The 15725-nt window shown below is 50.9% G+C and carries 10 protein-coding genes; 6 read left to right on the top strand and 4 right to left on the bottom strand.

Features of this window, described 5'->3' with window-relative positions; all coding sequences use genetic code 11:
* The first annotated feature begins 730 nt into the window (after positions 1 to 730).
* The 4 genes from Q0852_RS09170 to Q0852_RS09155 all read left to right on the top strand — a co-directional run bounded on the left by Q0852_RS09170 (position 731) and on the right by Q0852_RS09155 (position 6121).
* A complete protein-coding gene (locus Q0852_RS09170) occupies positions 731 to 2449 on the top strand; it encodes an ABC transporter ATP-binding protein (protein WP_299017381.1) in 1719 nt (572 codons plus the stop codon).
* 99 nt (positions 2450 to 2548) lie between these two features.
* Complete coding sequence (locus Q0852_RS09165) at positions 2549 to 4108, top strand: ABC transporter substrate-binding protein (protein ID WP_299017378.1); 1560 nt, start codon at positions 2549 to 2551, stop codon at positions 4106 to 4108.
* A 90-nt stretch (positions 4109 to 4198) separates the two neighbouring features.
* Complete coding sequence (locus Q0852_RS09160) at positions 4199 to 5176, top strand: ABC transporter permease (protein WP_299017375.1); 978 nt, start codon at positions 4199 to 4201, stop codon at positions 5174 to 5176.
* Between the two features lie 3 nt (positions 5177 to 5179).
* Positions 5180 to 6121, top strand: coding sequence for an ABC transporter permease (locus Q0852_RS09155; RefSeq protein WP_299017372.1), 942 nt, complete (start codon positions 5180 to 5182; stop codon positions 6119 to 6121).
* 179 nt (positions 6122 to 6300) lie between these two features.
* Here Q0852_RS09155 and Q0852_RS09150 read toward each other — a convergent pair whose 3' ends face one another.
* Complete coding sequence (locus tag Q0852_RS09150) at positions 6301 to 7668, bottom strand: YjiH family protein (RefSeq protein ID WP_299017369.1); 1368 nt, start codon at positions 7666 to 7668, stop codon at positions 6301 to 6303.
* 368 nt (positions 7669 to 8036) lie between these two features.
* Between Q0852_RS09150 and traF the strand changes: the two genes are divergently transcribed.
* Positions 8037 to 9200 (top strand): conjugal transfer protein TraF, encoded by a 1164-nt coding sequence (traF, locus tag Q0852_RS09145; protein ID WP_299017366.1) that lies wholly within the window; start codon positions 8037 to 8039, stop codon positions 9198 to 9200.
* Between the two features lie 67 nt (positions 9201 to 9267).
* On the opposite strand, the gene gorA is transcribed toward traF, so the two are convergent.
* Both gorA and Q0852_RS09135 read right to left on the bottom strand, forming a co-directional pair.
* Positions 9268 to 10644 carry a glutathione-disulfide reductase gene (gene gorA, locus Q0852_RS09140; protein WP_299017363.1) on the bottom strand — a complete coding sequence of 459 codons (1377 nt, stop codon included), beginning with the start codon at positions 10642 to 10644 and terminating at the stop codon, positions 9268 to 9270.
* 179 nt (positions 10645 to 10823) lie between these two features.
* Entirely contained in the window at positions 10824 to 11663 is an 840-nt protein-coding gene (locus tag Q0852_RS09135; protein WP_299017361.1) for a 23S rRNA (adenine(2030)-N(6))-methyltransferase RlmJ, read from the bottom strand.
* A 214-nt stretch (positions 11664 to 11877) separates the two neighbouring features.
* On the opposite strand from Q0852_RS09135, the gene prlC reads away from it, so the two are divergent.
* Positions 11878 to 13920, top strand: coding sequence for an oligopeptidase A (prlC, locus tag Q0852_RS09130; RefSeq protein WP_299017359.1), 2043 nt, complete (start codon positions 11878 to 11880; stop codon positions 13918 to 13920).
* A 310-nt stretch (positions 13921 to 14230) separates the two neighbouring features.
* On the opposite strand, the gene gppA is transcribed toward prlC, so the two are convergent.
* Positions 14231 to 15721 (bottom strand): guanosine-5'-triphosphate,3'-diphosphate diphosphatase, encoded by a 1491-nt coding sequence (gene gppA / locus Q0852_RS09125; protein WP_299017358.1) that lies wholly within the window; start codon positions 15719 to 15721, stop codon positions 14231 to 14233.
* Positions 15722 to 15725 lie beyond the last annotated feature (4 nt).

The raw sequence follows: 15725 nt of genomic DNA, 5'->3' as shown, positions 1-15725 counted from the left end.
GTGAATAGCGCAGTTTGGTAGCGCATCTGGTTTGGGACCAGAGGGTCGGGGGTTCGAATCCCTCTTCACCGACCACTACATGAAACCCTAGCTTTCGAGCTAGGGTTTTTTTATAGCTGTAGATTGGTAAGGAAATGCATCGGGCCGGGTACGGAAGTCCGTCCGTCGGAGTGCCTAACCATTCTACCTTCACTACTCTCTCCTCGAACCCCTCATCATTCGATGATTCTTTTTATTTTCCTTCGTTCTGTTTAAAGTTTTCTCACACTTGCGATTAGTGGTATTTGCTGTTTTCTGTGGCTCTGTCTGGTTTTATGTATCACAAAAATATTGAAATCTAACCAATAAGGCTATTAATCAATGTTTTATTAGTGTTTTGTTTGGTGTTTGTTAATTGTTGTTATGCGATACTTTGGTTATTTATGCTGTGGGTGTCTTTGGTGATAAGGAGCCTTTCGTCACATCTATAGCGTGAACTGCTAATTTGACTAATACTTATAGCCAGTTTGCTCTTTGTTTTCTGTTTGCATTGTTTTCTGCGTACAAAATGTTTAGTGATTGCTTATTCGATATTTATTCACCATCTTGGCTTTTTTGCTTATTTTGTTGATTTTATGTGAATTATTTGACAGATTGTGTGCTGAACATTTATTCAGCTAATTATGCTGAAAATGAAAGGATTCAATTTTTCAGACAGGGCAGAACGCTGCCAAGCAGTTGGGGTCTGGTAATGGCATTATTAGAAGTGAAAAATCTCCGCATTGAATATCCGTCACGTCATGGGGTTCATACTGCGGTGAAGTCGCTGTCGTTCTCGATCGAGCGCGGCGAGATTGTGGGTGTCGTAGGTGAGTCCGGTGCCGGTAAATCGACCGTCGGTAACGCGGTTATTGATCTGTTGAGTCCGCCGGGGCGGATTGCCAGCGGGGATGTCTATCTCGACGGCGAGCAAATTTCCGGTCTTTCGACGGAGCAGATGAGGAAGGTCCGCGGATCGAAAATCGGTTTTATTTTCCAGGATCCGATGACATCCCTTAATCCGCTGTTTACCGTTGAGCAGCAGTTGACCGAGACAATTATCACCAACCTTGGTGTTAGTCGGGGGGAAGCTTTTGAACGGGCGCAGGGCTTGATGGAACAGGTTGGGATCCCTCAGCCGAAAGTTCGTATTAAACAATATCCCCATCAGTTTTCCGGCGGGATGCGGCAGCGGGTGGTGATTGCCATTGCCCTGGCTGGCGAGCCCGATCTTATTATTGCGGATGAGCCGACAACGGCGCTGGATGTCTCCATTCAGGACCAAATTCTCAATCTTATTCGCGATCTGTGCGTCCAGAAAAACGTCGGCTGTATGTTGGTTACTCACGACATGGGGGTTGTTTCTAACGTTACCGATCGCGTCGCGGTAATGTACCGCGGAGATCTGGTTGAAATAGGTCCGACTCAGCAGGTACTGGGCCATCCTAATCATCCTTATACCCAGAGCCTGATCTCTGCGGTGCCTCGCTCAGATGTCAAACTAAAGCGTTTTCCGTTGGTGAGCTATATCGAGGAAGCGCAGGAAATGACTCAGCTGGATGTGAAAAATCACTGGCTGGGCCAGAGTGAAGACCAACGTAGTTATACCGGTGCTTTACTGCAGGTGGAGAATGTTAACCTGCGCTTTGTTACCAAGGATTCTTTCTTTGAAAGCCGACGGGAATATGTGCAGGCGTCGAATAATGTCAGTTTTGAAATCTTTGAAGGTGAGACTTTTGGCCTGGTGGGAGAGTCCGGCTCGGGGAAATCTACGATTGCCCGGGTTATTGCCGGGCTTTATCCGCCCAATTCAGGCAAGGTGGTGTTCGAAGGAATCGATTTGACTGCGCTTAAAAGCGAGGCTGAGCGTCGTCCGCTGCGCCGTCAGATGCAGATGGTATTTCAGAACCCATATTCGTCGATGAATCCGCGGATGAAAATCGCCGACATCATTGCCGAACCTATCCGTTTCCACAAGCTGACCGACAATGAATCCCAGACCCGCCAAATCGTTAATGACTTGCTGGATCATGTCGGTTTAGGGCGGGCTTCCGGGGTGAAATATCCCCATGAATTTTCCGGCGGCCAGCGCCAGCGCATTTCTATCGCCCGCGCCCTGGCGACCCGTCCGCGCCTGCTGATCTGTGACGAGCCAACCTCTGCGCTGGATGTGTCGGTACAGGCGCAGATCCTCAACCTGCTGAAAGATCTCCAGGATGAACTTAACCTGACCATGCTGTTTATCAGCCACGATTTGCCGGTGATCCGCCAGATGTGTGATCGCATCGGGGTGATGCAGATGGGGACCTTGTTGGAGGTCGCGCCGACCGAGCAGTTATTTACGGTCCCGCAGCATGAGTACAGCAAGCAATTGATTTCGCTTATGCCTGAATTTAAGGGCATGAGCCAGGAAGGATTGAAGTTAGCTTAATCTCCAGCCACAGGCGGTGGCTGGAGTGGTATCCGAATAACCCAAACAAGCAAACACAACAGCAGGGAGTTATCTCCCGACGCATAAAGGAGCTATGCAATGAAAACAATCAAGACCAAGCTGGCAGTCGCTTTAATGGCCGCGGGCCTGAGCTTTAGTGCCGCAGCGGCAGATATCAAAGTGGCTTATGATGCCGATCCGGTCTCACTTGATCCCCATGAGCAGCTGTCCGGCGGTACGCTGCAGATGTCTCACATGGTTTTTGACCCGTTGGTTCGCTACACCCAGGAGTTGGATTTTGAGCCCCGCCTGGCTGCAAGCTGGGATCGTATTGATGACAAGACCTTCCGTTTCAAGCTGCGTAAAGGCGTGAAGTTTCATTCCGGCAATACCATGACGGCTGATGATGTTGTTTGGACGTTCAAGCGCCTGAAAGACTCACCTGATTTCAAGGCGATTTTTGAACCGTATACCGAGCTAAAAAAAGTGGATGACTACACCGTTGATCTGATCTCGAAAGGCCCGTATCCGCTGGTACTGCAGACTGCCACCTACATTTTCCCTATGGATAGCAAGTTCTATTCCGGCAAGACCGCAGACGGCAAAGACAAGGCCGAGCTGGTTAAGCACGGTAACTCTTACGCCTCGACCCATGTTTCCGGTACCGGTCCGTTTATTGTTACGTCACGCGAGCAGGGCGTGAAAGTGGAGTTTGAGCGTTTTAGTGATTACTGGGATAAGGGCTCTAAAGGTAATGTTGATAAGCTGACTTTAGTGCCTATCAAAGAAGATGCGACTCGAGTGGCGGCACTCTTGTCCGGCGGGGTCGATATGATTGCGCCGGTGGCACCGAATGACCATAAGCGGGTGAAGCAGGCTAAGGGGATTGATCTGGTAACCCTGCCTGGCACCCGTATTATTACCTTCCAGATGAACCAGAACAGCAATGAAGCGCTGAAAGATGTCCGTGTCCGTCAGGCGATTGTCCATGCCATCAATAATGAAGGCATTGTGAAGAAAATCATGAAGGGCTTTGCAACAGCAGCAGGTCAGCAGGGGCCTTCTGGTTATGCGGGTTACGATGAGGCTCTGATTCCGCGCTATGATCTGAAAAAAGCCAGGCAATTAATGAAAGAAGCCGGTTACGGCAAAGGCTTCACGCTGACCATGATGGCACCGAACAATCGCTATGTGAATGATGCCAAGGTGGCCCAGGCCGCGGCAGCCATGCTGTCGAAAATCGGCATTAAGGTGGATTTGAAGACCTTGCCTAAGGCCCAGTACTGGCCGGAGTTTGATGTTTGTGCGGCTGACATGATGATGATTGGCTGGCACTCAGACACTGAAGATTCGGCGAACTTCTCTGAGTTTTTGACCATGACCCGTAATGAAGAAACCGGTAAGGGCCAGTATAACTGTGGTCACTACTCGAACCCGGAAGTCGACAAGTTGGTTGAGGCCTCGAATGTCGAAACCGATCCGGCTAAGCGTGCCAAGATACTGCAGCAGGTCGAGGGCACATTGTATAACGAGGCAGCCTTTGTACCATTGCACTGGCAAAACCTTGCGTGGGGTGCCAGCAGCAAGCTGGATATCAAGCCAATCGTCAATGCGATGAATTTCCCGTATTTCGGCGACCTGGTCGTGAAAGAGAAATAACAACGGATATTGGCTGAGTGAACAGCGAATAAAATTCAGTGCCGGATCCGCTTCCGGCACTGATTTTCAGGATGATAAAAGGGGCAAGAAATGTTTACGTTTCTGGTCAAGCGCCTGTTTCAGGCACTGATAGTGATGTTTGTGATCAGTCTGGTGGCGTTTGCCATTCAGGATAACCTGGGTGACCCATTGCGTGAGTTGGTGGGGCAGTCGGTATCAGAAGCTGAACGTCAACAACTGCGTGATGAGCTGGGTCTGAATGATCCGTTTCTGACTAAATACGGCCGTTTTCTCGGTAATGCGGTGCAGGGGGATTTAGGGACATCATACTTCTTCAAGCGCCCGGCGGTGGAAGTGATCCTCGATAAGCTCGTCGCCACATTGGAGCTGGTGTTCGGGGCTACGCTGATCATTATTGTGGTGTCGATACCGCTCGGGGTCTATTGTGCGATTCACCCCAATAACCTGTTTACCAAAATCGTGATGGCCTTCAGTAGTATTGGTATCTCGATACCGGTATTTCTGACGGCGATCATGCTGATGTATGTGTTCTCGATTGAGCTCGGCTGGCTGCCTTCCTATGGCCGGGGCGAAACCTATAACCTGTTGGGCTGGGAGTCGGGTTTTTTCACCCTTGATGGGCTCAAACACTTGGTGCTGCCATGTATTGCCTTGGCGTCGATTATGCTGCCGCTGTTTATCCGCTTGGTACGCTCAGAAATGCTGGAGGTACTGAGTTCGGAATATATCAAGTTTGCCAAGGCCAAAGGCCTGGCGATGAACAAGATTTATTACCAGCACGCCCTGAAAAATACCATGCTGCCGGTTCTGACTGTCGGAGGTGTACAGATCGGAACCATGGTGGCCTATACAATATTGACCGAAACGGTCTTCCAATGGCCGGGTACCGGCTTTTTGTTCCTCGAAGCGATCAATCGCGTCGATACCCCGTTGATCACAGCCTATGTTATTTTTGTCGGGCTGATCTTCGTGGTCACCAATACCATTGTTGACCTGATGTATGGCCTGGTTAACCCGACGGTGAACCTGACTGGCAAGGGAGAGTAAGTCATGAGTAACACGACAGTAGTAGCCCCGAGCCGCTGGGAGCGATTTAAGAAATCGGACATTTTGTATTACTTCCTGAAAGACAAAGTGGCGATGTTCAGTTTTGCGGTATTTATGGTGTTTGTGGTGTCGGCGATCCTGGCACCATTGATTGCGCCGACCAATCCTTACGATCTATCAACGATTGATATTATGGACTCAGAGCTGCCGCCTTCGTGGATGGAAGAAGGTGACAGCCGTTTCCTGTTGGGTACGGATGATCAGGGACGAGATATATTCTCAACGATTTTGTATGGTTCGCGCCTGTCGCTGACCATTGGTTTGTTAGCCGTTGGTTTGCAGCTGATCCTTGGCGTGGTGATTGGCCTGAGCGCCGGCTATTTTGGTGGCCGGCTCGATAGTTTCCTGATGCGTTTTGCTGATGTTCAGTTGTCGTTTTCGACGATGATGGTCGCGATCATTGTCTCTGCGATTTTCCGTACTGCGCTGGGCTCTGAGTTGTTTGCTCAGTATGCCGTGGTGATGCTGGTGGTGATCATTGGTGTCGCTGAGTGGCCACAGTATGCGCGGACGGTGCGGGCTTCGGTGCTGGCCGAGAAAAAGAAAGAGTATGTTGAAGCGGCAAGAGTAATGGGCTTTAAGGCTCCGCGGGTAATGTTTCGCCACATCCTGCCTAACTGCCTGTCACCGATTTTGGTGATCTCTACTGTGCAGGTGGCGAATGCGATTATGTCCGAGGCGGCGCTGTCGTTCCTTGGCCTCGGCCTGCCGGTCGATCAGCCGTCACTGGGATCGCTGATCAGTATCGGCTTTAACTATATCTTCTCCGGCTCGTGGTGGATCACCGCATTTCCAGGGTTAGTGCTGGTGGCGCTGGTATTGGTGATTAACTTGCTGGGTGACTGGCTGCGTGATGTCTTTAACCCGAAGATTTATAAAGGGTAGGGATGAGTGTTGAGGGGTACGTAGGAAACAGAATAGAGAAAGGCGGCCGGTTGGCCGCCTTTTTTCTCCTTCATCGAAGGATTAGATTATTTGATAAGGCAAATAGTCAGAGCTGTATTGAATGACGGGCACAAAAAAGCCAGCGTGATCGCTGGCTTTTGTTTGGAATCGGTTCGGCCTTAGAAGAACAGGTGGCCCATTAGTGCGATAACCGGCAGAGTAACCAGGGTACGCAGGATGAAGATCATAAACAGCTCCCACGGTTTGACCGGGATTTTACTGCCGATCAGCAGGGCGCCGATTTCAGACATGTAGATCAGCTGGGTAACCGACATAGCCGCAATCACAAAGCGGGTCAGGTCACTTTCGATGCCGGATGCCAGAATGGACGGCAGGAACATATCAGCAAAACCCACCACAATGGTTTCTGAAGCCGCAGAGGCTTCCGGGATCTGTAGCAGTTCCAGGAAAGGAATGAACGGCAGACCTAAGATGCTAAAGACCGGGGTGTTTTCTGCTATTACCAGTGCCACAGTACCGATCGCCATCACAACGGGCAGAACGCCGAAAATCATATCGATCGCATTCTTTATTCCTTCGGTGATGACGCTGCGCAGGCTTTTCACTTCATTTGCTTTGTTGAGTGCCTGTTCCAGGCCAAAACCGATCACTGTTTTTCCTGCCGGAACGGCTTCGTAGTCTTCGGTTAGTTCTGTGCCGTCAATATATTGGTCTTTCTTCCAAGATAATGGTGGCAGGCGTGGGACAATCACAGCGGCAGCCAAACCAGCCAGGCAGACAGTCAGGTAGAACGGGGCAAACATGTGTTCCAGATTTACCTGGGCAATCACCACCAGGCTGAAGGTGATCGATACGGCTGTGAAGGTAGTGCCGATCACCGCGGCCTCACGCTCGGTATAGATTTTGTCTTCGTATTGCTTGCTGGTCATCAAGACACCGACACTGCCGTCACCGAGCCATGAAGCAATGCAGTTAACAGCGGAGCGACCAGGAAGATTGAACAATGGGCGCATGATGCGGGTGAACAGGGCACCGACGAATTCCAGCAGGCCGAAGTTCAGTAGTAGCGGTAGCAATAAGCCTGCAAACAGGAAAACGGAGAACAGGACAGGTAGCAGGTCGTTCAGGACCAGTCCGCCAGTTGCGCCATCGTGGATCATTGCCGGACCAATGCCGAAATAAGTCATGAGCACAAAGACGGCACCTGTTTGCTGGACCATGAACCATGGCAGGCTTGGATTTAGTAGGCCGTTCAGGAAGCTGTTTTCGGTGATTGCTCTCGGCTTGAGAAGCTTAGTCAGAACAGAAGCTCCGGCGGTAAGTGAGATCACAAAGGTGACAATGGCAGTCAGCATGCCATCAAGCAGACCCTGAACCGATTTTGCCAGCACTGCAATCGGGATAGTTAAGGTGTCCTGATACTGGATAGGCGCCATAAACAGGAACACACCCAGTAGTGAAGGAATAAGGAACATCAGCCAGTTGGCTTTGTTACCTGTTGAGATTGAAATTGCCTGTTCCTGCATAAATGACCTTTAGTTCATTACTTCAGTTGAGGAGGTAATCATGGCTTTGCTGTCTTTGTGAATAAATATTCACTGATTGCTCATAATCAGATTGTGGAAGATTACATTTTTTATGAGCTGAATGGAATACTTTGTTTGATTTATTGTGTATTTATTCATTTCCCACTAAAAATAATGTATTAAGCAGTGATATGTGCTTCACCTGTCATCATGGATGAACAGGCCGCAGAGGGCATAGGATGATCGTCATTCCATTTATTGATTAAAGTGTCATTAAACATCGTTGTTGCTTATTGTTTGACCAGTTGGGTTGCCTATAATGTGACCGCTCAATAACTGAAAACCCTTAACGATAAGCAAAGAGAACCATGAAAATATCTCTAAATGGACTTTCTTTGGCGGTTGCTGCTGCACTGCCTTTTGTTTCATTTTCATCAGTGGCTATGTTTAACGGTGCGGATGCCCGTGGTGGTGCAATGGGGGGAACAGGGGTTGCTTCGGCCCAGTACCTGACTGCAAGCTTCTACAATCCGGCGATGGCAACTAACTACACCAAGGGCGATGATTTTGGCATGATTCTGCCAATGATCGCAGCTGGTGTTCATGACAGCGATGAGCTGTATGACAAGATTGACGAATTCCAGAAGGTTAATGACCGCTTGAGTAAGAACCCGTCTCAGGAAACACTGGAAGAGTGGAAACAGGCTTTACTGGCGTTGGATAACGGTGAATTAGATATGGAGGTTATTACCGGGGCCTCGGTGGCGCTGCCGAATCGTTATGCCAGTGCTAACCTGTTTCTGAAAGCCCAGGTGGCCAGCATGGTGAAAACGACCATTGTTGAGAGCGATCTGGTGACCTCGGATCCGGACAACCTCAGTTCGTCTGTTCAGGGAGTGGCTGGTGGTACTGTCGATATGGGAGTGACGTTGGCGAGAGAATTTGCTATGCCATTCCAAGGCCACCGACTATCCGTGGGGGTGTCACCTAAGTTCCAGAAAATTATGGCACTGAACTATATGGCGAGTGTCAGTGAGTTTGAGGATAGCGACTTTGATCTCGATGACCGCGAAGAAGATAACACCTTCAACCTTGATGTCGGCCTGGCTTATAAACCTGCTCAAAACCTGACGGTTGGCCTGGTGGTGCAGAACCTGCTTAAACAGGAGTTGGAGACGAATATTTCGCGAGGAACGAAGGCTACATTCCTGGTTGAGCCGAAATATACCGCGGGGGTGGCTTACGAGAATGGTTGGTTGTTGGTGGCGGCCGATCTGGATCTGAACAAGCAACGCTATTTTACCGGCGAGGATTATGAAACCCAGTTTGCCCGGGCCGGTATTGAACTTGATGCTTGGCGTTGGGTGCAGGTACGGGCGGGTTACAGCCATAGTATGACCGATTTTTCGCAAGATATGCTGACTGCGGGCTTAGGCTTTACCCCGTTTGGTCTGTTTGGGCTGGAGCTGGCAGGTCAGTACGGTGAGGATGAACACTACGGCGTGGCTGCGCAGCTGGCGTTTATGTTCTGATGCCTAGAAGCAGTTAAACATTAAAAGGAGGCGGATGCCTCCTTTTTTACATTTGAGTTTTCCTACACTAACCCCTCATAGTAACAAGCTCTTCGGAGCCTGTCGGGTGGATAGCGACAACGCTGTCGAAATCAGCCTTGGTCGCACCCATCTTCATTGCCACACCGAAGCCCTGGATCATTTCATCGACGGTGTAGCCGATACCGTGCAGGCCGACCACTGTCTCTTCCGGACCGGCGCAAACCAGTTTCATTTTGCATGGCTGTCGGTGAGAGGTTACTGCGGTGTACATGGCGGTGAAGCTAGATTTATAGACCTTGATGCTCTCTTCGCCGTATTGGGCAACGGCTTCCGGTTCGGTCAGGCCAATGGTGCCGATCGGAGGGTGGCTGAATACCACGGTCGGTACCAGCTTGTAGTCCATTTTTGCTTCCGGCTTGTTGTTGAACAGCCGTTCAGATAGCTGACGACCTGCTTTGACGGCAACCGGCGTTAGCTCGATACCGCCTTCCATGATGTCGCCGACACAGTAGATGCCTTTGACATTGGTTTGCTGGTATTCATCGACCTTAATGTAGCCCCGGTCGTTGGTTTCAACACCGGTAGCTGCCAGGTTGATTTTGCTGGTTGTCGGGTTGCGGCCAATAGCCCAGATCAACACGTCAGTATTGTGGGATTCCCCATTTTCGAAATGCAGAGTGACTGAGCCGTCGGCTTCTTTAACTACTTCTTTCGGGATGGAATGGGTGTGCAGAGTCGGCCCTTCGGCGTTCATTACTTCAACCAGGGTTTCAATTACCATTGGGTCGAAGCCGCGCAGTGGGGATTCCTTGCGGACAAACAGGTGGGTATCAGTGCCCAGCGCATTCAGTACGCCAGCTATTTCGACGGCGATATAGCCAGCGCCAATTACGGCAGAGCGTTTTGGTTGCTCGTTCAGTTCGAAGAAACCATTGGAGTCGATACCGTGCTCAGCACCCGGAATATTCGGGATTGTCGGCTCGCCACCGACAGCGATCAGGATGTGATCGGCTGTGTAGTGTTCGCCGTTTACTTCAACGGTTTTGACGTCAACCTCTTCTTTTTGATCAACAAAGCGGGCAAAGCCGTTGATCACTTCAATCTTGTTGTTGCCCAGCACATTGTTGTAGGCGGTGTGGATACGGCTGATATAGGCTTCGCGGCTCTCAACCAGCTTGTTCCAGTCGAATTTTTTGACGTCGACATCGAAACCGTAATCTTTGGCATACAGGTGCATGGCTTCAGCAATCTGCGCGCCGTGCCACATCACTTTTTTTGGTACACAGCCGACGTTCACACATGTACCACCCAGGGCTTTAGCTTCAATGAGGGCAACTTTTGCGCCATACATTGCCGCACGGTTTGCTGATGCAATACCGCCGCTGCCGCCACCGATACAAATGTAATCAAAATGCTTAGCCATGACTTTCTCCCGTAATTTTATTTATTTTGACGGAAGTTAGTGTAATCAAGAATGTGGGGAGTTACGAGTGGGCGTGATCGAGAAACAGGGATGGAATGGGAATAACTTATGGTGGTTACGATGGCGGAGAAGTATAAGGCGGCACTGAGTCCGCCTTTGTGATTCTATGGCTGGAAAATTTACTCCGGCACGATCCACTCGACCTTGTGGTGGCCGTGGGTAGGTGCAATTGCTTGTTGCAGCCATGGCAAAATGGCTTTCATCTGGCTTTCCAATTTCCATGGCGGGTTGATCACAATCATGCCTGATGCGGTCATGCCGCGCTCGGTGGTATCTGGTTCGACGCCTAGCTCGATCTGCAGGATTTTGCGGATACCCAGATTTTCCAGGCCTTTTAGCATCTTATCGATATTCTCGCGGTAGACCACCGGATACCAGATCGCATAGGTGCCAGTTGCCCAGCGCTTGTGGCTTTCTTTGATCGCATTAACCACATCCATATATTCATGCTTGAGCTCATATGGTGGGTCAATTAAAACCACGCCGCGGCGCTCTTTCGGTGGCAGGCTGCCTTTCAGGCGGGCAAAAGCATCTTCTTTGTAGATGCGGACCTGGCGATCACCGCGGAACTCCTGCAGCAGTAGCGGGAAGTCTGAAGGATGCAGCTCGGTGAGTACCATCCGGTCCTGCTCGCGGAGCTGGGCCCGTGCTACTCGTGGTGAACCCGGGTAGTAGCGTAGCTCGTCACTGTCATTGAGGGTTTTGATCGCATCAATGTAAGAGGTGATATCGGCTGGAATATCGTCCCGAGACCACAGGCGGGCAATGCCCTGCTTGAATTCACCAGTTTTCTCGCTGCGCTCGTCCTGCAGGTCGTAGCGGCCTACGCCAGAGTGGGTATCGTGGTAGACAAAGGGCTTGTCCTTTTGCTTTAAGGCATCAAGGATCAGGCTTTGTACAATATGTTTGACCACGTCGGCATGGTTGCCGGCATGGAAACTGTGGCGGTAGCTCAGCATGGATGCGGTCTCTACAGGTAGTAAGTCATGGAATAGGGGGCTTATTATGGCGAATTGCTGGCGAATATCCAGAAAGCAGGGTGAACTTTAGTCGCTGCGAGGGCGATAGGCATTAGAATAAAAGGATAAGCGAGCTTAAAACCCTGGCTAAGGGATTGAATTAATGAGCAGGAAGACACATCTAATAAAGGATAAACGAATTAAGGATTAGCACATGTCGAACCCATTACTAACGATGACGGATCTGCCTCCGTTCTCTCAGATCAAGCCTGAACACGTTAAACCTGCGGTTGAGCAGGCGATCGCTGACTGCCGTGCAAAAGTGGAAGCCGTTTTGGCTAACGAGGCAGCACCGAGTTGGGAGACGATTTGTGCCCCGTTGTCAGAAACGGATGACCGTCTGAGCCGGATTTGGTCGCCGATTGGCCACCTTAATGCAGTGAAGAACAGTGATGCCTTGCGCAAGGCCTATGAAAGCTGCCTGCCTCTTTTATCGGATTACGGCACCTGGGTTGGTCAGCACAAGGGGCTGTATGAAGCTTACAAAGCGATTAAGGACAGTGAGAACTTCAGTCAGCTTACTCAGGCGCAGCAGAAAAGCATCACCGATGCGCTGAAAGAGTTTGAGTTATCGGGTATTGGTCTGCCGGCAGCAGAGCAGCACCGCTATGGTGAGATCAGCAAGCGTTTGTCTGAGCTGGCTTCGACCTTCAGTAACAATGTTCTTGATGCCACCATGGGCTGGACCAAGCAGATCACAGATGAAGCCGAGCTTGGCGGACTGCCGGAATCTGCGTTGCAGGCAGCGAAAGCGGAAGCTGAAGCCAAATCTGTGGAAGGTTACCTGTTCAGTCTGGAAATTCCGTCTTACTTACCGGTTATGACTTACTGTGATAACCGTGAACTGCGCCATGAAATGTACGAGGCGTTCGTAACCCGTGCTTCCGATCGCGGCCCGAATGCCGGTAAGTGGGACAACACCGACAATATTGCCGAGAAGTTGAAGCTGAGCCATGAACTGGCTCGTCTGCTGGGCTTTAGTAATTACAGCGAGAAGTCATTGGCAACCAAGATGGCGGAAACGCCGGAGCAGGTGCTGGGCTTTTTGAATGATCTGGCGACCCGCGCCAAACCGCAGGGTGAGCGTGAAGTGGCTGAGCTGCGTGAGTACGCAGAAAAAGAGTTCTGTGCCGACTCTCTGGAACCTTGGGATTTTGCCTATTACGCCGAGAAGCTGAAACAGCACCGCTACAGCATTTCTGATGAGCAGTTACGTCCGTACTTCCCTGAACAAAAAGTGGTTTCTGGCCTGTTTGAAGTTATCAAACGTGTATTCGGCATGGACGTGAAAGAGCGTGAAGGTGTTGATACCTGGCATGAATCGGTGAAGTTCTTCGATATCTTTGATGCTAAAGGCGAGTTGCGCGGCAGCTTCTACCTGGATCTGTATGCCCGTGAAAACAAGCGCGGCGGGGCCTGGATGGATGAGTGTATTGTGCGCCGTACCTGCCTCGATGGCAGCCTGCAACAGCCTGTGGCTTACCTGACCTGTAACTTCAACAAACCCATTGGTGATAAGCCAGCGCTGTTTACCCATGATGAAGTGGTTACCTTGTTCCATGAAACCGGTCACGGTATCCACCATATGCTGACGAAGGTCGACGCGCCGGCGGTATCGGGTATCAATGGTGTGCCTTGGGATGCCGTGGAGCTACCGAGCCAGTTCCTGGAAAACTGGTGCTGGGAAGAAGAAGCGCTGGCGTTTATCTCTGGCCACTTTGAGACAGGCGAACCGCTACCGAAAGCAATGCTGGATAAGATGCTGGCTGCGAAGAACTTCCAGTCTGCGATGGGTATCCTTCGCCAGCTGGAGTTCGGTCTGTTCGACTTTAGCCTGTACACTAATTACGATCCGGAAGTCGGTGCCAAAGTGCTAGAGACTCTGTTTGATATCAAATCACGTGTATCGGTTGTGCCAAGTCCGGAATGGGGACGCTTCCCACACAGCTTCAGCCATATCTTTGCCGGTGGTTACAGCGCAGGTTACTACAGCTACCTGTGGGCAGAAGTGCTGTCGGCCGATGCCTATTCGCGCTTCGAAGAGGAAGGGATTTTTAATACCGAGACCGGTGCTGACTTCCTTGATTGCATCCTAGAGCGTGGTGGCAGTGAAGAGCCGATGGAGCTGTTTAAGCGATTCCGTGGGCGTGAGCCGCAGATTGATGCATTACTCCGTCATTCCGGCATCACCGGCTAAATTGCGGTCTCTGGCTGGTTATTTCGTTTCATAGCGTTATAGGGCGTGCTCATTGATACTTATCAACTCCGCGCGCCCTCTTAGCAATGAAACGAAATTCCTGCGCCATAGAAGCGCAATTCGATGGTGGGTAAATACATCTTATTCTGCATCGGACATGCTCATTCCGTGTGTCCTCTTTGCTCTGAGGTGAAATTCCTGTGCCGAATCAGCAATTATGGCTGGTGGGTTTCTGGCGATATTCGCAATTGAAAATAAAAAAGGCTCCGAGGGAGCCTTTTTTGATCGTGTCGGTTTGCTGGTTGCCTAGTTAGTCGTTCTCGGCAAGTATAAGTGGCCAGCCCATGTCGGTCTGGCGGGTAGCTTCTTGTTGCAGTTCCGCTTTGGTTAGCGGGTTGGCGTTAAGCCAAGCTGTCGATAAGCTCAGTGTCAGCGTATTGCTATCTACCGCGATAGAAAACGGTGGTTGCTGGTTATGATCTCGGCGATGGCACAAGATCACAGCCAGGCGCAGCAGGCGCAGAATGCGTGCTGCGCTGTGGGCTGACAGGGCATGTTGCTCTGGCAGGCTGGTCAGCTGTTCACGGAAGCGGCGCAATAACTCGGCGATCAGGTGTTTCTGGGCTCGGGTGTAGCCCGGTAGATCGCTGTTGTTGATCAGGTAGGCCGCATGTTCGCCGCTTTTCTTGAACTCGATAGTTGTGCCGATTTCATGCAGTGACGCGCAAGCATGGAGTAAGTATTTCGCCTGTGGCTCCAGCTCCCAGCTATGTTCACAGCTGGTCAGCAGCGACAAGGCTGTCTGGGCAACGGCATCAGCATGTTCAGTATCAAGCAAGAAGCGTGACTGCAGGCTCATCAGGGTGCGTTCGCGGACATCGGCATGGCGCATCTGGGCCATCATTTCGTACACCATGCCTTCCCTTAAGGCGCCTCCGGCCAGAGTCATCGACTGGATGTTTAGCGTCTCGAAGATGGCGATCAGGATAGACAGCCCGCTTGGGAATACCAAGGCGCGTTCTAAGGTCAGCCCTTCGATATCCAGGTCTTCCAGGCGTTCGTATTGCATTGCCTGGCGCTGCATTCGCTTAAGTTTCTGCAGGGTAATGATTTCGTCCATCCCCTGTGCCAGCATGATTTCCTGTAGTGCCTGTACCGTGCCGCTGGCACCTACGCAGGTAGACCAACCAAGGTTGTGGTAGGACTCAACGATGGGCTCTATGGCACTTTTGGCAGCATTGATCGCAGCGTCGAAGTTTTCCGCCGTCAGATAACGATCTTTGAAGTAGCGTTCAAGCCAGGTAACACAGCCGATTTTCAGGCTGGTCAGAGCGCTGGTGTCAAACCCTTCACCGATAATGACTTCAGTACTGGCTCCGCCGATATCGACGACAAGTCGCTTACCGCAACCGCCGGAAGTATGGGCCACACCCTGGTAGATGATGCGGGCTTCTTCTTCGCCGGGAATGATCTCGATGCTATGGCCGAGGATATCTTTGGCCTTGGAAAGAAAAGTATCTGCATTCACCGCTGTACGCAGTGCTGCGGTGCCGACTATCCGGATTTTGTCTGCCGGAATATCTTGCAAGCGTTCGGCAAATAGGCTCAGGCAGTCCCAGCCGCGCTGCATGGCTTCGTCATTTAGCTCGTTCTGGCTGTTAAGGCCAGCGGCAAGACGGACTTTGCGTTTGATTTTGGCCAGTGTTTGCACACTGCCGGCGCTTTCCCTCACAATCCACATGTGAAAGCTATTTGAGCCTAAATCAATCGCGGCGTACAAAGGTGATACTGTTCTTTCCATAGGC

Origin of the sequence: uncultured Photobacterium sp. (genome assembly GCF_947502415.1) — a bacterium.
Classification (GTDB): domain Bacteria; phylum Pseudomonadota; class Gammaproteobacteria; order Enterobacterales; family Vibrionaceae; genus Photobacterium.
This window is presented reverse-complemented; position numbering and strand designations above follow the sequence as displayed.